Consider the following 18,695-nt stretch of genomic DNA (forward strand, 5'->3'; position numbering starts at 1 on the left):
AGGTTCAGCTTCTGGTGCGTACGGTGGAGGTATCTGCGACCGGTGCCGGAGGGCCTTATGGATGAGACTGCGAAGCGACGGGTCAGGGAAGCGCTCATTGCTCAGGTCAGAGAGGAGCTTCGAAAGTCCAGAGCGAATGTTGCGGCTGAAGACTCGGCGGCGCGGCTTGACCCGGATTCGGCGTACTCGGTCGACGATCAGTCCCAGGCTGACGAGGCGGGTGACCTGGGGGGACTCTCCGCGAGCGCGGAGCGACATCAGGCAGAACTCCTGAAGCAGGTCGAAGCGCTCGACTTCGGGCCTGAGACTGTCGTGTCTCCTGGCGCACTGGTCGGCTTCGACGGCGATCGCTACGTCGTGGGCGTAGCGGTGGGGGCGTTCGATTGTGACGGCGTCAGCTATGAGGGGATCTCGTCCGATGCGCCGATCTACTCCTCGCTCAGGGGCCTTCGAGCAGGAGATACGTTCGAGTTCGGCGGCGGTGTTCATCGGATCGACTTCGTGGCCTGATCCGTCGTCCGGAGGTCATGGTGCGCGCTTGCTGCCCGGCGGGCTGGGGGCGTTGAGGGCGTAGCGGACGCCGAGCATCCGGATGATGAAACAGACGGCCGCCGCGGCGATCGCGGCCGGCAGCGTCGGCGCACCCAATCGCTCGGCGGTGACCACCACCAGCGCGCCGACCAGGGCGGGGATCGCGTACAGGCCGCTGGTCAGCACGGACGGGATCTCGCGGATCAGGACGTCTCGTAGTGTTCCGCCGCCGACAGCGGTGATCGTGCCCAGGATGACCGCCTGGCCGAAGCCGACGTCGTACTCGAGCGCCTTGAGTGCGCCGCTGACGGCGAACAGGCTCAGCCCGGCAGCATCCAGCAGCAGGATCGGCTTGGCGAGCCGGTCGAGGCGGCGGCCGAAGAAGAAGGCCACGAGGCCGCCGACGGCAGCCACCGTCAGGTACCGCCAGTCGCTGAAGGTCGCCGGCGGGAGCGCGTTGAGAAGGATGTCGCGGACGATCCCGCCGCCCAGCGCGGTGAACATGCCGAGCGTGACCACTCCGACGATGTCGACCCGGGCGACCCGCAGCGCCGTCAGTGCGCCGTTGAGGGCGAACGCGAACGTGCCGGTAAGGTCCAGAACCAGGAAGGTCGACGACACAGTACTCACCGGCCTTGTCTACCGGACTCGCGCGCGGCGAGCCAACCTGGTCGGCCACGACATCTCTAGCCCTGGCGGGCGGTCCGCTCAATGCTGGCGACTGTGAGGTCGTCAAGGCTCGTCAGCTGCGTCGCTGCGCGTGCGAGCGCGTCGGGTGCCGGCGGGTACCGCGGACGCGGAACGGCGATCACCAGCAGACCTGCAGCGGCGGCCGACCGCAGTCCGTTGCTCGAATCCTCAATCGCGACGCAGGCCGTGGCCGGCAGGCCGAGCTGACCGATGACCGTCTGATAGACATCTGGTGCAGGCTTCCCTCTGGCCACTTCCTCAGTGGACACGGTGGCCTCGAACAGGGCATCCCACCCGGCCGCCGCGAGGACGCTGTCAATGAGTCGGCGCGGCGACGAACTCGCCAGTCCCAAACGCCACCGGGCGGCGATACGCCGGAGCGCACTGTCGGCGCCTGGTATCAGAGGCAGTTGCTGCGCATAGCGGGCGGCCATCCGGTCGATCACCACTGTGGCGACCTGGTCAGACGGCAGGCCGACACCCAGGTCCTCGCTCAGGTAGCGAGCCCATTCCTGGGTGTTCATGCCCATCAGCTGGGTCTGCGCGTCCGCCGGCCACCGGCCGCCGTACTCGTCGACCAGGTCGTGGCGGACCTGTTCCCACACGGGCTCCGAGTCGATGAGTACGCCGTCGAGGTCGAACACCACCGCGGCGACTCCGCGTTCGGCCGTACTCATCGCAGCCAGGCGAGGCCGGCGACGACCAGGGCTTGGGTACCGGTGTCGAGGGTCGGCTGGAGGACTGGCGCGAAGTTCGCCGAGTGGTTCACCGGAATGTCCTGTGCGATCCGCCCGGCAGCCTCGGCGGCCCGGTAGCGGTCCGGATCGATGCCGCCGATTCCCCAATAGCTGTACGGCGTGCCGAGGGCGTTCGGGATGTCGCTGAAGTCCTCGCTCGCGCTCTGCTGGGGAAGCACACCGGCACCGTCGCCGAAGAAGTCCGCGAACGCGGCGGAGACCCGCGAGGTGACCTCGGCGTCGTTGTCGGTGAGCGGGTAGCGGTCGAACAGCTCGAACTCCGGCTCCTTCGGCGAGTCGGAGGCTTGGCACTCGGCGCGGACGATCCGTTCGATCCCGGCGAGGACGGTGGCGCGCGTGCGTTCGTCGTACGTCCGGACGTTCAGCTGAAGTACCGCGTGATCGGGGATCACGTTGCTCTTGGTACCGGCTTGAAGGCTTCCGACGGTCAGTACGGCGGTATCCCCGGGCGCGACCTCGCGGCCGACGACCGTCTGCAGCCGTACGACGATCATCGCGGCGAGGACGACCGGATCGACGGCGGCCTGCGGCATGGAGCCGTGGGCGCCGCGCCCGTGGACGACGATTCGCATGCTGTCGGCGGCGGACAGGACCGGGCCCGGCCGGGTGCCGACCTGGCCTGCCGGGAGCGGGAGCACGTGTTGGGCGAGGGCGACGTCGACCTTGCCGACGAGCGAGGTCAAGTGGCCGTCGAGCATCGCTTTGGCGCCGTCAGCGGTCTCCTCGGCCGGTTGGAACACGGCAACCAGCGTGCCGGACCACTGCTCGGGCGACTGCGCCAACAGGGCGGTGGTGCCGAGCAGGCAGGTGACGTGGACGTCGTGACCACACGCGTGCATCACGGCTGTGCCGTCGTCAGCAGTCCGCGTACTGGCGTACGGCAGACCGGTCTGCTCGAGGACCGGGAGGGCGTCCATGTCGGCGCGCATCAGCACGGTGGGGCCCGTGCCGTTGCGGAGGATCCCGACGACGCCGGTGCCACCGATGTTCTCGTGGACGTCATAGCCTGTCTCGGCGAGGCGGGCGGACACGTTGGCCGCCGTACGGCGTTCCTGATGCGACAGCTCGGGGTGCGCGTGCAGGTCGCGGTAGAAGTCTTCCTGCCAGGGGCGGACGAGATCGAGCCGACCGAGGACCGCTGTCACCGCTGTTCTGTCCATCCCCACATCATGCGCCTGCCGGTCGCCGTCACGACCAGATGTACTCCTCGGCGATGGCGCCGTCGACCCACTTGGCGACCGTGACCATTCGGCCGCCGCCCTCGAATTCCCCGATCACGCACGTCCAGTCGCCGGAGCCGAAGGCGATCGGGTGCGACGTGATCTGCGGCGGCGTCCCTCCGGCGGAGTCGACGTACGCCTTCATCGCGGCGATGTGTTCGGCGACCCCGTGGGTCGGTGTCTGTCCTTTCCAGTCCACGAGTACGTCGTCCGTGTGGTGGTGTGCGAACACGCCGTCCCAGTCCGCGTTGTTCCAACCGGTGAAGTCGAGATCGTCCATCCCCTTGAGGTTGGCCCTGACCTGGTCTTCTGCCATGAGCTTCTTCTTCCTGGTTCAAGCCGGACCCAGTCGACGCTACACCTGTCCGCGCGGCGGAGACAGACCCATCGATGTCCCCGGTCGTAGCCTGGACCGACCGGAAGGAGCAGACATGGGGTCACCGCTTTCTGTTGATCTGTTGGTGGTTGGGTGGGGTAAGGCGGGCAAGACGCTCGCTCGGCGGTGCGCGCTGGACGGCCGGTCGGTGGCGCTGGTCGAGCAGGACCCCGCGATGTACGGCGGGACGTGTATCAACGTGGCCTGCGTACCGACGAAGGATCTGATCGTGTCCGCCGAGACGCGACGCGCAACCGACGATCCGGCGGAGTACTTCGCTGCGGCGGTGGCGGACCGCGACGCGCTGATCGGCAAGCTGAACGCGGCGAACTACGCGATGCTCGACGGACTCGCCACCCTGATCGACGGGCGCGCGCGGTTCACCGGCCCGAAGGAAGTCACCGTGGACACCGCGGACGGCGACGTTGTCGTGACCGCGCAGAACATCGTGATCGGCACCGGCGCGACACCGACCCGACCCGACATCCCGGGCGTCGATCTGCCCGGCGTGTACGACTCGACCACGATTCAGCACGCCGATCCCTTCCCGCGCCGGCTGGTGGTCGTGGGTGGCGGGTACGTCGGGCTGGAGTTCGCGAACATGTTCCAGCACTTCGGGTCGGATGTCACCGTGCTCGACACCCAGGACACCTTCCTCCCGAGGGCCGAGCCCGTGGTCGCCGAGACTGTCCGCGACGTCCTCACCCGGCGTGGCATCACGCTGCGCGGCGGAACCGACGTACGCGGGATCCGGCACACCGCCGACGGGCTGAGCGTGCGGCTCGACGACGGCGACCTGCGCGCCGACGCCGTTCTCCTCGCCGTCGGGCGTACGCCGGCCACCGCCGGCCTCGGCCTCGACACGGCCGGAATCGCGACCGACCGCAACGGGTTCGTGCGCGTCGACGAGTGGTTGCGTACGTCGGTCGACGGGGTCTTCGCCGTCGGCGACATCAACGGTGGGCCGCAGTTCACCTACATCTCGCTCGACGACTACCGCATCGTCTGGAGCCAACTGTGCGGTGCCGGCGGCCGCACAACAGCCGACCGGATCGCCGTACCGACCACCACCTTCATCACGCCGCCGCTGTCCCAGGTCGGACTCTCCCCGGACCAAGCACGACAGGCCGGGTACGACGTCCTGTACGCCGCCGAACCTGTCGCGCGGATCGCGACCATGCCCCGCCCCAAGATCGTCGGCGACGTGGAGGGCGTCATCACGTTCACCGTGGACGCGGCCACCCGGAAGGTCCTCGGCTCGTCGCTGTTCTGCATCGACTCGCAGGAGCTCGTGAACCTCGTCGCACTGGCGATCCGCACCGGAACCACCGCCGACGAGCTGCTCAACGGAATCTGGACCCACCCCTCCAGCACCGAAGCCCTCAACGAAGTCCTCGCCGCCCTGGAACCGTACGCCCGCTGACGAAGTCGCCGTCGACTGGATCCGGTCGTGATCGCTGGTCTCGTGGTCGATCAGCGGAAGATGCCGGTGTGGCCGAGTGAGTAGCGGCCGGGTTGGGGGAAGACGGCCAGTCCGTGCGGCCCGTTGCCGACCGGGATCCTCGCCAGCAGCTTGCCGGTGCTGAGCCGGATCGCGTACACCACCGAGTTGTAGCGTCCGCTGACCCACAGGACCTGGCCGTCCGGCGAGACCCCGCCCATGTCCGGGCTGCCGCCACCGGGGATCCGGATCTTCTTGACGACCTTCCCGCCGGTGAAGTCGATCAGCGAGATCGATCCCTCGCCCCGATTGGTGACGATCAGGTCCCGGGAGTTCCGCGTGACGTACAGCCCGTGTGCACCGAGTCCGGTCGGGATGAAGGCGCGGATCGTCACGGGTCGGTGGGCGGACAGGACCCAGACGCCGTTGGTCATCATGTCCGCGACGTAGTACACCGATCCGTCCGGTGACAGCTTCACGTCCTGTGGCATCGGCTTGTGCATCCCGTTGGCCGGTAGGCGGAGGACCTGGACGACCTTCTCCGCGGCGGTGTCGACGACGAGCAGCTGCCCGGAGAACTCACAGGACACGAGGAACGTCGTACCGCCGGCGGAGAAGTCCGCGTGGTTCACCCCGGCACACGGCACCGGAACGGTCTTCTGGACAGCCATTGTGTGCGGATCGCGGAACACCAACTGCCTGTCGTTCGACGCCATCACCACGGCGTGCTTGCCGTCCGGAGTGAAGTAGAGGTTGTACGGGTCGTGGACGGCGACCGGACGACCGGGCAGGCCGGAGAGCGGATTGATCGGGGTCAGGCTGTTGCCCAGGTCGTTGTTGACCCACAGCGTCTTCAGATCCCAGGACGGTACGACGTGTTGCGGCTCCCGGCCGGTGCGGAACGTGCGGATCACCTTGTAGGTCCGTGGATCGATCTCGGTCACCGTGTTGCTGCCGCTGTTCGGGACGTAGATGCGGACCGGCATCCGGCGTACCGAGGGGGAGAACCGGCCCGGCCGGTCGGCGGCCCACACATCGGTCGTCGACACCGGCGGAGGCATGCCAGGAAGCAGATGCGGCGTCGGCTTGGACGCAGGCTTGATGCTCGGCTGCGGGGTGGTTGCCGGGGTCATTGCCGGGGAGGATGCGACGGACGGGTGCGGCGAGAGGGCTGGTGCGCCGGTGGTACACGCGGTCGCGGTCAGCAGCAGGAGCGCGGCGACGACGTACGCCTGCTTCATCGCAGCAGCTGGCTCAACGTGACCGGCTCGAGCCGCTTGGCGGTCAGACCGGACAGGATGCGTGGCAGTGCGGTGACGGTGACCGGATGTCCGAGATGCAGGCTGACGATCGATCCCGGCCGGACTCCGTCGAGAACGGCCTTGACCACGGTTGCCGCGGGCGGGTCCTGCCAGTCCAGACCGTCGACGTCGTACGAGACACAGGTGGAGTAGCCCGACGCGGCTGCGGCCGACCGGATGAGCGGTGTCGTCTGCTGCGTGCCCGAGGCGCGGAACCAGCGGCCGGGGCTCTTCGCCGTACGGCGTAACACGGTCGCGCAGTCGCCGATCTCGCGGTGGGCCTGGGCCGAGTCGAGGTTGCGCATCGGCTTGTGGTGCATCGTGTGGTTGCCGAGATCGTGCCCGCCCTTCAGGATCCGGGACGCCATCTCGGGATGTGCGACGAGCCAGGTGCCGACGGCAAGCACACTCACCCTCGCTCCGGACCGTTCGACCAGGTCCAGCAGTCTGTTGCCCAGCGCCGGGTCGCCGTTGCCGTGGAAGGTCAGCGCCACTTCGTGGACGGTGCGCGGTCCGTGGCTGATCTCGACGGCGGCGGCTGCTCTCGCGGGAGCGCTCGGAGACGGTGCCTGCGACCTCGGTGGGGGAGTCGTCGGTTCTGCCGAGGTGCTCGTCGGTTCGGTGGTCGATGGGGCGGCCGGACTGTCCGCGTTGTCGTCGGTCGAGCAGGCGGCGGTGGCCCCCGTGCCCATCGCCAGTAGCGCCGATCTCAGCACGGTCCGCCGGTCCACAGCCATGCGCCCGAAGGTACGCAGCCCGACCTGAGCGGACGCTGAGCCGCCGCCCGTCGAGTTCGCGAGGCTACGACGGGTTCGGGGAGGCGAGGCCGATGTCGTAGGCGAAGATGACGGCCTGGACGCGGTCGCGGGCGCCGATCTTCGCGAGAACGCGGCCGACGTGGGTCTTGACCGTGGACTCGGAGAGGTGGAGGCGCTCGGCGATCTCCGGGTTGGTCCAGCCGCGGGCGATGGCGACCAGGATCTCGCGTTCCCGGTCGGTGAGGGCGTGGATCTTCGCGTGATCGTGGTCCTGGTCCCGGGTGGAACGTGGCAGGTGGTGCGCGTAGGTGTCGAGGAGCCGGCGCGTCATGGCCGGCGCGATGATCGCGTCTCCGGCCGCGACCGCGCGGATACCGCCGAGCAGTTCCTCCGGGCGGGCGTCCTTCAGGAGGAAGCCACTCGCTCCAGCACGGAGTGCCGCGTGGGCGTACTCGTCGAGGTCGAACGTCGTCAGCACCAGCACGCGTGACCTGTTGCCATTGGCCACTATCTGGCGGGTCGCCTCGATGCCGTCCATACCGGGCATCCGGATGTCCATCAGGACGACATCGGGACGCAGCTCGGCCGTACGGCGGACCGCCTCGGACCCGTTTCCGGCTTCGCCCGCCACCTGCGTCTCGTCCACCGATTCGAGCAGGATCCGGAGGCCGAGCCGGTGCAGTGGCTGGTCGTCCACGATCAGGACTGTGGTCATGGTGTCCGCTCCTGGGCAGGGAGGAGTTCGAGTTCGGTCCGGACGGTCCATCCACCCGAGCCGGAGCGACCGGCCAGGACCGTTCCGCCGTACAGGGCGGCGCGCTCCCGCATCCCGATCAGTCCCTGGCCGGGGCCTGTGTCGGCCGTGGGCCGGAAGCCGGACGCCGGGCCGCTGTCCTCGACCAGAATGCGCAGGCGCTGATCCGCGACTTCGAGGCTCACGCGTGCCTCGGTGCCGGGGCCGGCGTGTTTGAGCGAGTTGGTCAGTGCTTCCTGGACGATCCGGTACGTCGCCAACTGGAGACCGCGATCCGAGGGGAGCTCGCCGACGGTGCGGTAGACGACCTCGGGCCCGGCGGCACGGATCCGTTCACACAGCGCGTCCACGTCGGCGATCCCTGGCTGCGGCGCGAGATCCGGTACGGCGGTCTCGTCGCGGAGGCCGCCGAGAGTTCTCCGCAGATCGTTCAAGGCCTCACGTCCCGTCTCGCCGATCAGAGTGAGCGCCTGCGCGGTGCGGTCCGGATTGACGCGGGCGGCGTACGCTCCGCCGTCCGCGAGCCGGATGATGACCGACAGGTTGTGTCCGAGGATGTCGTGCATCTCCCGTGCGACCCGCTCCCGCTCGGCGGCGACGGCGAGCATGCTGCGCTGGTCGCGCTCGATCTCCAGCCGGGCCGCTCGATCGCGCAGGCCGGCGAGTTGTGACCGCCTGATCCGAACCACCAGCCCGAGCGCGACCGCGGCGGTCGACGCACAGATCAGGAGGAACGCGACCTCGGCCACCGAGGCGAAGGCGGAGATCCTGACCAGGGCCAAGCTCAGTACGCCGACAGTCACGGTGCACGCCCACAACAGCCGGCGCAGCGAGCTGTGCAGCGTGAGGCTGTAGAGCGCGATGAGCAACGCGACATCCGCACGGAGGAAGACGGGGAGCGACCACTGGACGGCGAAGACCGCGGCGATCAGCAGGAACGCGGTCATCGGCGCGCGCCGGCGCAGGAACAGCGGCAGGATCAGCCCGGCCTGCAACGCAGCCATCTCCCAGCGCGGAACCGGACCGAACGCGCCGTTGAGCTCACGCGGGCCACCGCCGCGCAGGAGATCGGGCAGGCAGAACAACACAAACGCGACGACGACCACCAGCGTGTCGAGCAGCCACGGTCGCTTGTCGTCGGCACGGCGCAGTCGTCGGCCGATCCGGCCGAGGCGCAACACCAGCGGGTGCTGCCACAGCGGGTCCGGATCAGCCGCGGCAGGCGCCATCGGCTCCATCGGCACGAGCGGGGGCGCCTGCGAATCGTCGCCGGTCACCGTCACGTCTCCATTGTGACCGTCGATCAACACGGAGCTTCGGCGTTGGCGCTCAGGCGTCGCTCCGTGCGAGGCGCCAGGCGCCGCCGGCGAGCGCGAGTGCCGTCCAACCGGCGAAGACCAGCAGTCCGGCCCCCGGCGACAGAGTGTGTGGGGCCTGATGCAGCGCGTACATCGCCTGGCCCGCTTCGCTCGGCAGGTACTGCTGGATCGCGTTGTGCCACGCGGTCGGGAGCAGCGAGATCAGCCCGGGTACCAGCATCAGGGCTCCTACCAGCGCGGAGATGGCGCCCGCGACCGAACGCAGCATGGCACCGAGGGCGACCCCGATCACGCCGATCAGCCCGAGATAGAGGGTTGCGCCGAGCAGACTCCGGACGACACCGGAATGCGAGATCGTCAGGGCGGCCGGAGTTCCAGTGAGGATTCCGCTGTCGACGAGGAACGCGACGAAAGTACCCACGAAGGCGATCAGCAGTGCGACCACGCCGTACACGGCGGCCTTCGACCACAGCACGGGCAGCCGTCGGGGTACGGCGGCGAGCGTGGACCGGATCATGCCGGTCGAGTACTCGCCGGCGGTGACCAGGACACCGAGAACGCCGAGCGCCAACTGGGACAGCGGTACGCCGAACAGCGCGAGGCTCAGCGTGGTGGCATGCGCGAAGTCCGGGTCGAGTTGCCGGCCGGAGGTGAGACTCGAGTGGTAGCGCACGGCGGCAATGGTGCCGAAGGCAACCAGGAACAGCAGGCCGAGTGCCAGGGTGATCCAGGTGGAGCGCAGCGACCAGAGTTTGGCCGTCTCCGAGCGAAGGACTCGCGGGCCGGTGACGCGGTACTGCGGCTTGGCGGTTGCCGCGCGTCCGTCGGCCGCGCGCGACGAGGTGGCGACGGTCATGCTGCACGCTCCGGTAGCTCGGTGGTGCCGTGGTAGACGACGGTGTCCCGGGTCAGGTCCATGAACGCCTGCTCCAGGGACACCTTGACGGTGGTCAGCTCGTACAGGGCGATGCCGTGCTCGGCCGCGGCAGTGCCGACAGCCCGGGCCGACATACCCGTGACCTCGAGCTCTTCGGAACCAGCCTGTCCGACGACCTCGACGCCCGGGCCCATCAGTACGTCGCGCAGCTTCGCGGGATCCGCGGTGGCGACCCGTACCGTGTCGCCGCCGGCCTCGCGGACGAGCTCCTCGACGCTGGTGTCGGCCAGCAGCCGGCCGCGGCCGACGATGATCAGCCGGTCGGCGACCAGCGCCATCTCACTCATGAGATGCGAGGAGACGAAGACGGTCCGGCCTTCCGCGGCGAGCCCGGTGAGCAGGTTGCGGATCCAGAGCACGCCCTCGGGATCGAGACCGTTCACGGGCTCGTCGAGCATCACCGTCGCCGGGTCGCCCAGCAGGGCGGCGGCGATGCCGAGGCGCTGTCCCATGCCGAGCGAGAACTCGCCGGCGCGCCTCCGGGACACGGTCTGAAGGCCGGTGAGTTCGATGACTTCCTCGACGCGCCTGCGGGGGATGCCGTGGGTGTAGGCCTGCGCGAGCAGATGGTTGAAGGCGGATCGGCCCGGGTGGACCGACTTCGCCTCCAGCAGGGCGCCGACCTCCTGGAGAGGAGCCGAGTGATCGCGGTAGTGCTTGCCGTTCACGGTCACCGTTCCGGCAGTCGGAGCGTCGAGCCCGATGATCATCCGCATCGTCGTTGACTTGCCCGCGCCGTTAGGCCCGAGGAAACCCGTCACTGATCCCGGCCGGACCGTGAAGTCCAGTCCGTCGACCGCCATCGTCTCGCCGTACCGCTTGGTCAGCTGTCGTGCCTCGATCATCCCGCCGCCCTCGCCTCGCGGGCGACGGACCATCCGCCGCCCTCGCTGTCAAACCTAGGAACGGGCACCCCGCGAACCGTCGTACCACGGCCTGATTTCCGATCCCCACGTCGTACCGAGGTACTACTCACTGCGAGGGGACCGGGCGTGCCGAAGTCGGCTGGACGGTGCCGTCGCGGTGGGCCCGTTGCCGGGCTGGACGGGACCTTGGGCCCTGGGCCGCCTGGGACCGCGCGGGTGACGATCAAGGCGTGTCAACCAGTCGGCCGGCCGGACGGGGGTCGCGATGAGCACGCTGCTGGATCGCCTGCACCGCTTCCGTCCTGTCGGCACGCCGGGCGGTGCCGGTCCGGTCGGCGTACCGGTCGACAGTCGCGGCGGGGTGCCGGCGGAGCTCGTCGCCGTGTTCGAGGCCCTCGACGATGTGATCGCCGAATGCCAGGACATTCGCGCGCGGGCCGCACGAAGGGCCGACGGGATGGTCGCGACGGCGCGAACCGACGCTGCCGGGCTGATCTCCGATGCGCGGAAGCGGGCGGTGGGCGAGCAGGCTGAGGCAGCCGCCGCCGTGCGAGCCCGTGGCGGCAGGGCGGCGGATCAGCCTCTGGCCGCCGCGACCGCGCAGGCCGCGCTGCTGAGGGACGGCGCGGCGCAGCGGATGGAGAGGCTGGTGGAATTCGTCCTGGAACGCGTTCGAGCCGAGGCCGGCGTGGAGCTATGAGCGCGGGCTGGGTGGCGGCGACCGTCCGGGCGAGGGCCATGGCCCGCCGGTGCCTCGGGGCGGCCGCGGCCCGGGAGCTCGCCCTCGCCCCCGGCCTCGCCGACGCCCTGGGGCGACTCAGCGGTACGGCGTACGCGCGAGCCGCCTCGCCGGGCACAAGCCTGCCGGAGGCCGAGTGGCTCGTCGCGGGTGCGGAGTTGTGGCAGTTGCGGGTGTTGTGCGGCTGGTTGCCGCAGTCGGCGGCCGGACTGGCGCGGGCGCTCGGCGCGCGGTACGAGCTGGCGAACATCGAGGCGCACGCCCGGACGCTGGCCGAACCGGGACGGCGCCGCCCGTACCACGAACTCGGCAGCCTCGCGCTGTCCTGGCCGAGGATCGCGGTCACGACCTCGCCGCAGGACCTTCGTTCTGCTCTCGCGAGGTCGTCGTGGGGTGATCCGGGCGACACGACACCCGATGGCTTGCACGACCTGCTGGTACTGCGCTGGCTCAGGAGGATCGCGAGCGAGGCGCCGGCGACGGTCACGTGGGTGACGGGCGCGGCGGTCCTGGTGATCGCCAGACAGATGCTGGCGGCAACGAGTGCTGCCTGGACAGTGCCGGCGGCGGCGCCCCTGGTCGGCACCGAATGGGTGCACGCACGGTCGGTGGACAGCCTCCGGGCAGCGATTCCGGCGGCGGGACGCTGGGTCCTCGAGGGGGTCGGCGAACCTGCCGATCTCTGGCGGGCCGAAGCCGGCCTGGCGGCCCGGATCGAGTCCGACGGGTTTCGCCTGCTGCGGCAGGGAACGACGGGGATGGAGCCGTTCCTCGGGGCTGTGGCTGTGCTTGCTGTCGACGGCTGGCGGGTGCGGGTCGCCCTCGGGGACGCGTCGATCGGCGCCGGTCCGGGGGAGGTGCTCGATGTCGTGGCGTGACGCCGTGCGGCCGGTCCGGATGCAGCGGATCGCGTTGGTCGTTCCGATCGAGCAGGACCGTGAGCTGCTCGATCGACTGAGCGCCGTCGGTGTCGTCGAGCTGGATCCAGTCGGATCCGAGACGGAGATCGCTGTCGTCGCGGACCGTCGTCCCGAATGGTCAGCCCGCGAACTCGAGCTGCGGCGACGGACAGCGCAGGCGGTCGATCACGGACCGGTGACAGCGCTGTTGGGCTGGACTCCGGCAGCCACACTGCCCGAGGTGAGCGAGGTGCTGGCGCCCGTCGGTGGCGCCGCCGTACCACTTCCGCTGCCGCTCGGCGTGCAACCGCCGACCTTGCTGCGGCAGACGGGCCGCGGACAGTCGTTCGAGGTGCTCGTGGGCACGTACACCACCGTCCCGTATGCCGACGTCGACCCCGCCACGATCGCGGGCATCGCCTACGTGGCGATGTTCGGGATGATGTTCGGCGACGTCGGTCATGGACTGCTCCTGCTGCTCGGTGCCGCGATGGTCCGCAGTGGGCGCTTCGCCCGGTTGACCAAGCTCCGGCCGGCCTGGCCGTTCCTCGCCGGAGCCGGCGTCGCGAGCATGTTCTTCGGTGTGCTGTACGGCGAGATGTTCGGGCCGACCGGCCTGGTACCGGTCGTGTGGCTGTCACCCGTCGACGACATCGTCCCGTTGCTGCTGACCGCCATCGGGGCCGGCGCGGTTCTGCTGGGTGGCGCGTACGCGCTGGGCATCGTGAACCGCTTCCGCGAAGGCGGATGGGGCTACGCCCTGTACGCCCGCACAGGGGTCGCCGGAGCCCTGCTCTTCCTCGCCCTGGGGGGTGTGGTCGGCGGCATCTACTTCGACAGCGGCGGAGTACTGATCGGGGCGATCCTGTTCGCGGTCGTCGGACTGGTGCTCACGTTCATCGGTCTGCTCGCCGCGTCCGGAGGAGGGGGCGCCGGCGTCGCGCAGGCCGCGGTCGAACTGTTCGACGTCGTCGTCCGGCTCGGCTCGAACATCGTTTCCTTCGCCCGGCTGGCCGCGTTCGGCCTCACCCACGCCGCGCTCGGCGCGATCGTCTGGGCCGGGACCGTCGCCTTGTGGCATGCCGGTACGGCGTCGGGCCGGGCCGGCGCCGGTCTCCTGCTGGTCGTCGGCACGGGCATCGCCTTCGCCCTGGAGGCGCTGGTCGCCGGCATTCAGGCTCTTCGGCTCGAGTACTACGAACTGTTCTCCCGCGTGTTCGACGCGGACGGACATCCGTTCCGGCCGTGGCGACTGCCGGCGGAGGATCTGGAGGTGACATCGTGAGGGACTTCGTCCGGCGGCATCCGTGGGCGGCGATCCTGCTCGCCGTGGTGAACGTCGTGCTGCTGAGCGTCGCGGTCGCCGTACTGATCGTCATCGTGACCGCCGACGCGGGTTTCGCCGCCGGTCGCCCTGAGGTGGCGGCCGCGAGCCAGGCTGCCGCGGCGAACGGGTCCGCGCTGCTCGGGGCGGCGATCGCGATGGCCGGCTCCGCGATCGGCGCGGGGGTTGCGGTCGCCTATACCGGCGCTGCCGCGCTGGCCGCGATGAGCGAACGTCCGGAGCTGTTCGGTCGCGCGATGGTCGTGGTCGGGCTCGCCGAGGGAATCGCGATCTACGGACTGATCGTGGCGATCATCCTGGTGGGGCAGGCGCGATGACACAGATCGCGGTCCTGGGAGAGCCGGTCCGCACCGCGGGGTACGGTCTCGTGGGAGTGCGGTTGCTGCCGGCAACTACAGCGGCCGAGGTACGGCGATGGTGGCGCGAGCTTCCCACGGAGATCGGCATCGTGCTGCTGACGCCGGCCGCTGCCGGAGCGCTGGACCCTCAGGCACTGGACTCCGCGGCCGTGCTGACCGTGGTGTTGCCAGCATGAGCCGGCTGCTGCCGGCGGCCGACGCCGCGCTCGCACGGGTGCGGGCGGCGTTGCTGGACGCGGCCCGCGCTGAGGCCGCCACGGTCGTGCGTGATGCCGAGGCGCAGCGGGACAAGCTGCTGGACGAGGCACGCCGTACGGCCGCCGAGCTCGTCGTCGCCGCCCGTGCCACGGGGGAGGCCGACGCGAGGGCGATCCTCGCGGCACGGACCAGGCAGAGCCGGCGGGACGCCAGGCAGATGCTGCTTTCGGTGCAGCGCGAACTGTACGACGACCTGCGGCGCCGGTGCCGGGCAGCCGCGTCGGGACTGACCGGTCGTTCCGAGTACGACGTACTTCGGCGGCGGCTGGCCGATACGGCCCGGGAACAGCTCGGTCCGGGCGCGGCCGTTGTCGAGGCACCCGACGGAGGCGTGCTGGCGACGGCCGGGAACGAGCGACTCGACCTGAGCCTGCCGACGTTGGCGGACCGCGCGCTCACACGATCCGGGGCAGAGGTGGCCGAACTGTGGACACCCTGACGGCGACGGGCCGGATCCGCCGGGTCAACGGTCCACTGGTCGAGGCGGACGACGTACCGGGCGCATCGATGTACGAAGTGCTCGAGCTGGGTGAGCGCCGGATCCCGGCCGAGGTGGTGGCCATCGGCGGGGGGACGGTCACGCTGCAGGCGTTCGAGTACACCGGAGGCCTGATGGTCGGCGATACGGTCCGCCGGACCGCGCGTCCGTTGTCGGCACGCCTCGGGCCAGGTCTGCTCGGACGGGTCTTCGACGGACTGCTACGGCCGTTGTCATCGGCGCCGACCTGGCTGTCGCCGCAGACACTGGAGCCGGACGACTCGGCAACCGACGGCTGGCATTTCGTGCCGGGTGCCGAGGCGGGGCGTCCGGTCGGACCGGGCGCCGTACTCGGTGTCGTCACAGGCGCGGGGGCGGTAGAGCATCGGGTCCTGGTCCCGCCGCGGGTGCGCGGCGACCTGCGGTTCCTCGCCGCGGCGGGCAAGGTCGGCACCGACGATGCGGTGGCCCGGGTCGGCGATCGCGAGGTCGGGTTGTTCGAGCAGTGGCCGGTGCGCCTCGCTCGGCCGTTCGCGTCCCGCGAGGAAGCGTTCCTGCCGCTGCACACCGGTCAACGGGTCCTGGACCTGCTGTTCCCGATCGGTGCCGGCTCGGCCACGGCGGTGCCGGGCGGCTTCGGCACCGGGAAGACGGTTCTCCTCCAGCAGCTCGCGAAGTGGTGCGATGCGGACGTGATCGTGTACGTCGGCTGCGGTGAGCGCGGCAACGAGATGGCCGACGTACTCGGTGAGCTGGCCGAGCTCGCCGATCCGCGCACCGGTGGGCGGATGATCGACCGCACGGTGATTCTGGCGAACACATCGAACATGCCGATGATGGCACGCGAGGCGAGTGTCTTCACCGCGATCACGGTGGCGGAGTACTACCGCGACATGGGGTACCACGTGGTCGTGGTGGCCGACTCCACCTCGCGATGGGCAGAGGCGCTGCGCGAGTTCGCCTCCCGTACGGGCGCTTTGCCCGCCGAGGAGGGCTATCCGGCCGATCTGTCCTCCGCGCTCGCCGCCTTCTACGAGCGGGCCGGACGAGTACGCACCGAAGCCGGCCGGGTCGGGGCGGTCACGGTGGTGGGCGCGGTGTCGCCACCGGGCGGGGACCTGACGGAGCCGGTGACCACCGCGACCGAGCGGTTCGTCCGAGGCGTCTGGTCGCTGGATCGTGATCTTGCCTATGCGCGGCATTACCCGGCCGTCAGCTGGTCGGCGTCGTATTCGCACGACGCCGACGCTGTGGGCGCTTGGCAGGCGGAGCAGGGCAACCACGGTTGGGCAGCCCGGCGAGCCCGGGCAATGAGTGTGCTGGCCGAGGCCGCGCGGCTGAACGAGCTCGCGGAGATCGTCGGAACCAGGACCCTGCCGGGGCGGGAACGGATGACGATGCTCGGCGGCCGGTTGCTCCGGGATGCGGTTCTGGCCCAGAGCGCGCTGAGCTCCGTCGACGCCAGTTGCTCCGCCGGCCGCGGATCCGCGCTGCTGCAGCTGGTTCTCGACGTCGTCGACCGCTGTATGACCCTGATCGACCGGGGAGTCTCCGCGACCGGGCTCGAGGAGTTCGACTGGGGCCCACTGATCCGGGCGCGCGAAGACGCACCGGCAGACCTGGACAACCGCCGTGCGGCGCTGATGGACGCGCTGGAGGCGCTCTCATGAGCGCGCAGATCGAGTACGGCGATGTTCGGTCGCTGCACGGATCACTCCTGGTGGTGGGTGGGCTCCGCGGAGTCGGCTGGGACGAGTCCGCCGTCGTCGGTCTCGACGACGGGAGCGAGCGCCACGGTGTCGTGCTGGAGGTGGCCGACGATCTCGCCGTACTGCAGGTGCTCGAAGGGACTGCCGGGATGCGCCCGGGCGCGGTCCGGGTCCGTTTCAGCGGCAGCCCGTTCCGGGTTCCGCTCGGGCGGAGCTGGCTCGGCCGGACCTGCGACGGCCGGGGTGAACCACTCGACGGAGGCCCGCCGATCCTGGGGCCGGCATCGGCCGCGGTGAACGGCTGGCCGCTGAATCCCGTCGAGCGGGAGTCTCCGCGGGAGCCGGTGCTGACCGGGGTTTCCGGGATCGACGCGTTGACTACCGTGGTCCGCGGGCAGAAGCTGCCGATCTTCTCGGTGCCCGGTCTGCCACATCTCGGGCTCGCGACTCAGATCGCGGCTCAGTCGTCCGCCGCCGGTGATCCGTTCGTGGTGGTGTTCGCGGCCCTGGGGCTGCCGCACGCGGACATCTCCTTCGTCCGTACGGCGCTCGAGGAGCGGGCGGCCGCCGGCGAGCTCGTGATGGTGCTCAACGGTGCCGACGACCCGGTGATCGAACGACTGCTGGCGCCGCGGATCGCACTCACCGTCGCCGAGCATCTCGCCTTCGTCGAAGGCAGCCACGTGCTCGTCGTGATGTGCGACATGACGAGCTACTGCGAAGCCGTCCGGGAGGTCGCGGCGGCACGCCAGGAGATCCCCGCGCGGCGAGCGTATCCGGGCTACCTCTACAGCGACCTGGCGTCGTTGTACGAGCGCTGCGGCCGGATCCGCGGCCGCCCGGGCTCCGTCACGATCATGCCGGTGCTCACGATGCCCGCCGGCGACATCACCCATCCGGTGCCGGATCTGACCGGGTACATCACGGAGGGGCAGGTCGTGCTGGCGGAGGATCTGAACGCTCGCGGGCTGTATCCGCCGCTCGACGTCCTGGGATCGCTGTCGCGGCTGATGCGCCACGGTGCCGGGCCCGGCCGGACCAGGGACGATCACCTGGAGATCGCCGCGCAGGCGATCGCGGCCCTGGCCCGCGCCCGGCAGGCCGCCGAGCTGGCGGATCTGATCGGCGCCGGCGCGCTGAGCGAGACCGATCGCGGATATCTCGCCTACGCGACCGCGCTGGAGGACGCACTGCTGCGGCAGCGCCTGGACGAGGCTCGGGGGTTCGACGACACCCTGGACCGGCTGTGGCGGGCGGTGTCGGTGCTGCCGCGGCGCGAGCTGACGATGGTGTCGAATGCCTTACTGGCGGAGCATCTTCCGGACGGTGCGGAGTGACCGGCGGACCGGCCACCGGACGGGCCGGACGGCTGGCGCTCACGGCCCGACTGGCCACCGCCCGCCGGGCGGTGGAACTGCTGGATCGCAAGCGGCGGGCCCTGGCCGCCGAATGTGAGCGCCTCGAGTCGGCCGCCGAACGAGCCGGGGAGGCCTTCGAGCAGGCCGAACAGGTGGCCCGGATGTGGCTGCGCCGAAGCAGTTCGCTGGATGGTCAGCGGACGCTGCTCGACTCGATGCCAGCCGCAACTACCGAGGTCGTCCTCAGGTACGGCGTGACGATGGGCGTAAGCCATCCGACCAGCGCGCAGGTCGACTTCGGCCCTGAACCGATGCCGGCCGGAAGCTCCGCCCTGGTCTTCACGATGCGAGCTCACCGTACGGCGCTCGCGGCGGCGGTCCAGCTCGCTGCCGCCCAGCGTGCTGTTGCTCTGGTGACGAGGGAGCTGGCGCTCACCCGCCAGCAACAACGAGCACTCGAGCTGCGCTGGATCCCGAGACTCGAGCGGCGCCTGACCGAGCTGGCACAGCGACTTGACGAGTCGGAGCGCGAGGAGAACGTCAGGCTCCGCTGGGCCGCGCGCCACAGCGCGGGCCGGCAGGATTCCTGAAGCTCATGG

21 protein-coding genes are annotated in these 18,695 nt (G+C 70.2%); 11 read left to right on the top strand and 10 right to left on the bottom strand.

The features are described 5' to 3' along the window. Window positions 1-57: 57 nt before the first annotated feature. The gene (locus ACFYRH_RS16200) at window positions 58-510 is read left to right on the top strand and encodes a hypothetical protein (RefSeq protein WP_387774631.1); all 453 of its coding nucleotides are present in this window, start codon (window positions 58-60) and stop codon (window positions 508-510) included. Between the two features lie 15 nt (window positions 511-525). Here ACFYRH_RS16200 and ACFYRH_RS16205 read toward each other — a convergent pair whose 3' ends face one another. Genes ACFYRH_RS16205 through ACFYRH_RS16220 form a run of 4 tightly spaced genes read right to left on the bottom strand, consistent with a single transcriptional unit; the run spans window position 526 to window position 3,515 of the window. After that, complete coding sequence (locus ACFYRH_RS16205) at window positions 526-1,161, bottom strand: trimeric intracellular cation channel family protein (protein ID WP_387774634.1); 636 nt, start codon at window positions 1,159-1,161, stop codon at window positions 526-528. Window positions 1,162-1,217: 56 nt separating this feature from the next. Next, window positions 1,218-1,898 (bottom strand): HAD family hydrolase, encoded by a 681-nt coding sequence (locus tag ACFYRH_RS16210; protein WP_387774637.1) that lies wholly within the window; start codon window positions 1,896-1,898, stop codon window positions 1,218-1,220. Then, window positions 1,895-3,139 carry an amidohydrolase gene (locus ACFYRH_RS16215; protein WP_387774640.1) on the bottom strand — a complete coding sequence of 415 codons (1,245 nt, stop codon included), beginning with the start codon at window positions 3,137-3,139 and terminating at the stop codon, window positions 1,895-1,897. Before ACFYRH_RS16215 ends, ACFYRH_RS16210 begins: the two co-directional genes overlap by 4 nt. Before the next feature lie 28 nt (window positions 3,140-3,167). Continuing rightward, window positions 3,168-3,515, bottom strand: a complete 348-nt coding sequence (locus tag ACFYRH_RS16220; protein WP_387774643.1) for a hypothetical protein — start codon at window positions 3,513-3,515, stop codon at window positions 3,168-3,170. A gap of 115 nt (window positions 3,516-3,630) precedes the next feature. Between ACFYRH_RS16220 and ACFYRH_RS16225 the strand changes: the two genes are divergently transcribed. Beyond that, window positions 3,631-4,998 (top strand): FAD-dependent oxidoreductase, encoded by a 1,368-nt coding sequence (locus tag ACFYRH_RS16225; RefSeq protein ID WP_387774646.1) that lies wholly within the window; start codon window positions 3,631-3,633, stop codon window positions 4,996-4,998. A 50-nt stretch (window positions 4,999-5,048) separates the two neighbouring features. Here the strand turns inward: ACFYRH_RS16225 and ACFYRH_RS16230 are convergent, their stop codons facing one another. The 6 genes from ACFYRH_RS16230 to ACFYRH_RS16255 all read right to left on the bottom strand — a co-directional run bounded on the left by ACFYRH_RS16230 (window position 5,049) and on the right by ACFYRH_RS16255 (window position 10,930). Further along, on the bottom strand, window positions 5,049-6,257 hold the full coding sequence (locus tag ACFYRH_RS16230) for a YncE family protein (protein ID WP_387774649.1): 1,209 nt from the start codon (window positions 6,255-6,257) through the stop codon (window positions 5,049-5,051). After that, entirely contained in the window at window positions 6,254-7,054 is an 801-nt protein-coding gene (locus ACFYRH_RS16235) for a polysaccharide deacetylase family protein (RefSeq protein ID WP_387774652.1), read from the bottom strand. Before ACFYRH_RS16235 ends, ACFYRH_RS16230 begins: the two co-directional genes overlap by 4 nt. Before the next feature lie 64 nt (window positions 7,055-7,118). After that, entirely contained in the window at window positions 7,119-7,790 is a 672-nt protein-coding gene (locus ACFYRH_RS16240; protein ID WP_387774655.1) for a response regulator, read from the bottom strand. Further along, on the bottom strand, window positions 7,787-9,112 hold the full coding sequence (locus ACFYRH_RS16245; RefSeq protein WP_387774658.1) for a sensor histidine kinase: 1,326 nt from the start codon (window positions 9,110-9,112) through the stop codon (window positions 7,787-7,789). Before ACFYRH_RS16245 ends, ACFYRH_RS16240 begins: the two co-directional genes overlap by 4 nt. A gap of 46 nt (window positions 9,113-9,158) precedes the next feature. Beyond that, on the bottom strand, window positions 9,159-10,004 hold the full coding sequence (locus tag ACFYRH_RS16250) for a hypothetical protein (RefSeq protein ID WP_387774661.1): 846 nt from the start codon (window positions 10,002-10,004) through the stop codon (window positions 9,159-9,161). Beyond that, window positions 10,001-10,930 (bottom strand): ABC transporter ATP-binding protein, encoded by a 930-nt coding sequence (locus ACFYRH_RS16255; protein WP_387774664.1) that lies wholly within the window; start codon window positions 10,928-10,930, stop codon window positions 10,001-10,003. The genes ACFYRH_RS16250 and ACFYRH_RS16255 overlap by 4 nt, the downstream gene beginning before the upstream one ends. Before the next feature lie 286 nt (window positions 10,931-11,216). On the opposite strand from ACFYRH_RS16255, the gene ACFYRH_RS16260 reads away from it, so the two are divergent. Genes ACFYRH_RS16260 through ACFYRH_RS16300 form a run of 9 tightly spaced genes read left to right on the top strand, consistent with a single transcriptional unit; the run spans window position 11,217 to window position 18,686 of the window. Beyond that, the gene (locus ACFYRH_RS16260) at window positions 11,217-11,651 is read left to right on the top strand and encodes a hypothetical protein (RefSeq protein WP_387774667.1); all 435 of its coding nucleotides are present in this window, start codon (window positions 11,217-11,219) and stop codon (window positions 11,649-11,651) included. Then, on the top strand, window positions 11,648-12,568 hold the full coding sequence (locus ACFYRH_RS16265; RefSeq protein ID WP_387774670.1) for a hypothetical protein: 921 nt from the start codon (window positions 11,648-11,650) through the stop codon (window positions 12,566-12,568). The genes ACFYRH_RS16260 and ACFYRH_RS16265 overlap by 4 nt, the downstream gene beginning before the upstream one ends. Then, window positions 12,555-13,874, top strand: coding sequence for a V-type ATPase 116kDa subunit family protein (locus tag ACFYRH_RS16270; protein ID WP_387774673.1), 1,320 nt, complete (start codon window positions 12,555-12,557; stop codon window positions 13,872-13,874). Before ACFYRH_RS16265 ends, ACFYRH_RS16270 begins: the two co-directional genes overlap by 14 nt. Next, a complete protein-coding gene (locus ACFYRH_RS16275; protein WP_387774676.1) occupies window positions 13,871-14,251 on the top strand; it encodes an ATP synthase subunit C in 381 nt (126 codons plus the stop codon). Before ACFYRH_RS16270 ends, ACFYRH_RS16275 begins: the two co-directional genes overlap by 4 nt. Then, window positions 14,248-14,469 (top strand): hypothetical protein, encoded by a 222-nt coding sequence (locus ACFYRH_RS16280; RefSeq protein WP_387774679.1) that lies wholly within the window; start codon window positions 14,248-14,250, stop codon window positions 14,467-14,469. Before ACFYRH_RS16275 ends, ACFYRH_RS16280 begins: the two co-directional genes overlap by 4 nt. Then, a complete protein-coding gene (locus ACFYRH_RS16285) occupies window positions 14,466-14,990 on the top strand; it encodes a V-type ATP synthase subunit E family protein (protein WP_387774682.1) in 525 nt (174 codons plus the stop codon). The genes ACFYRH_RS16280 and ACFYRH_RS16285 overlap by 4 nt, the downstream gene beginning before the upstream one ends. Next, window positions 14,978-16,699, top strand: a complete 1,722-nt coding sequence (locus tag ACFYRH_RS16290) for a V-type ATP synthase subunit A (RefSeq protein ID WP_387774685.1) — start codon at window positions 14,978-14,980, stop codon at window positions 16,697-16,699. Before ACFYRH_RS16285 ends, ACFYRH_RS16290 begins: the two co-directional genes overlap by 13 nt. Beyond that, the gene (locus ACFYRH_RS16295; protein ID WP_387774688.1) at window positions 16,696-18,075 is read left to right on the top strand and encodes a V-type ATP synthase subunit B; all 1,380 of its coding nucleotides are present in this window, start codon (window positions 16,696-16,698) and stop codon (window positions 18,073-18,075) included. Before ACFYRH_RS16290 ends, ACFYRH_RS16295 begins: the two co-directional genes overlap by 4 nt. Then, a complete protein-coding gene (locus ACFYRH_RS16300; protein WP_387774691.1) occupies window positions 18,072-18,686 on the top strand; it encodes a V-type ATP synthase subunit D in 615 nt (204 codons plus the stop codon). Before ACFYRH_RS16295 ends, ACFYRH_RS16300 begins: the two co-directional genes overlap by 4 nt. The last annotated feature ends 9 nt before the right edge of the window (window positions 18,687-18,695 follow it).

This window comes from Kribbella sp. NPDC004875, from assembly GCF_042873375.1.
Taxonomy (GTDB): domain Bacteria; phylum Actinomycetota; class Actinomycetes; order Propionibacteriales; family Kribbellaceae; genus Kribbella.

Coding starts and splice junctions, on each gene's coding strand:
- ACFYRH_RS16200 (WP_387774631.1), top strand. CDS start 58: ATGGATGAGACTGCGAAGCGACGGGTCAGGGAAGCGCTCATTGCTCAG.
- ACFYRH_RS16210 (WP_387774637.1), bottom strand. CDS start 1,898: ATGAGTACGGCCGAACGCGGAGTCGCCGCGGTGGTGTTCGACCTCGAC.
- ACFYRH_RS16215 (WP_387774640.1), bottom strand. CDS start 3,139: ATGGACAGAACAGCGGTGACAGCGGTCCTCGGTCGGCTCGATCTCGTC.
- ACFYRH_RS16220 (WP_387774643.1), bottom strand. CDS start 3,515: ATGGCAGAAGACCAGGTCAGGGCCAACCTCAAGGGGATGGACGATCTC.
- ACFYRH_RS16225 (WP_387774646.1), top strand. CDS start 3,631: ATGGGGTCACCGCTTTCTGTTGATCTGTTGGTGGTTGGGTGGGGTAAG.
- ACFYRH_RS16230 (WP_387774649.1), bottom strand. CDS start 6,257: ATGAAGCAGGCGTACGTCGTCGCCGCGCTCCTGCTGCTGACCGCGACC.
- ACFYRH_RS16235 (WP_387774652.1), bottom strand. CDS start 7,054: ATGGCTGTGGACCGGCGGACCGTGCTGAGATCGGCGCTACTGGCGATG.
- ACFYRH_RS16240 (WP_387774655.1), bottom strand. CDS start 7,790: ATGACCACAGTCCTGATCGTGGACGACCAGCCACTGCACCGGCTCGGC.
- ACFYRH_RS16250 (WP_387774661.1), bottom strand. CDS start 10,004: ATGACCGTCGCCACCTCGTCGCGCGCGGCCGACGGACGCGCGGCAACC.
- ACFYRH_RS16255 (WP_387774664.1), bottom strand. CDS start 10,930: ATGATCGAGGCACGACAGCTGACCAAGCGGTACGGCGAGACGATGGCG.
- ACFYRH_RS16260 (WP_387774667.1), top strand. CDS start 11,217: ATGAGCACGCTGCTGGATCGCCTGCACCGCTTCCGTCCTGTCGGCACG.
- ACFYRH_RS16265 (WP_387774670.1), top strand. CDS start 11,648: ATGAGCGCGGGCTGGGTGGCGGCGACCGTCCGGGCGAGGGCCATGGCC.
- ACFYRH_RS16270 (WP_387774673.1), top strand. CDS start 12,555: ATGTCGTGGCGTGACGCCGTGCGGCCGGTCCGGATGCAGCGGATCGCG.
- ACFYRH_RS16280 (WP_387774679.1), top strand. CDS start 14,248: ATGACACAGATCGCGGTCCTGGGAGAGCCGGTCCGCACCGCGGGGTAC.
- ACFYRH_RS16285 (WP_387774682.1), top strand. CDS start 14,466: ATGAGCCGGCTGCTGCCGGCGGCCGACGCCGCGCTCGCACGGGTGCGG.
- ACFYRH_RS16295 (WP_387774688.1), top strand. CDS start 16,696: ATGAGCGCGCAGATCGAGTACGGCGATGTTCGGTCGCTGCACGGATCA.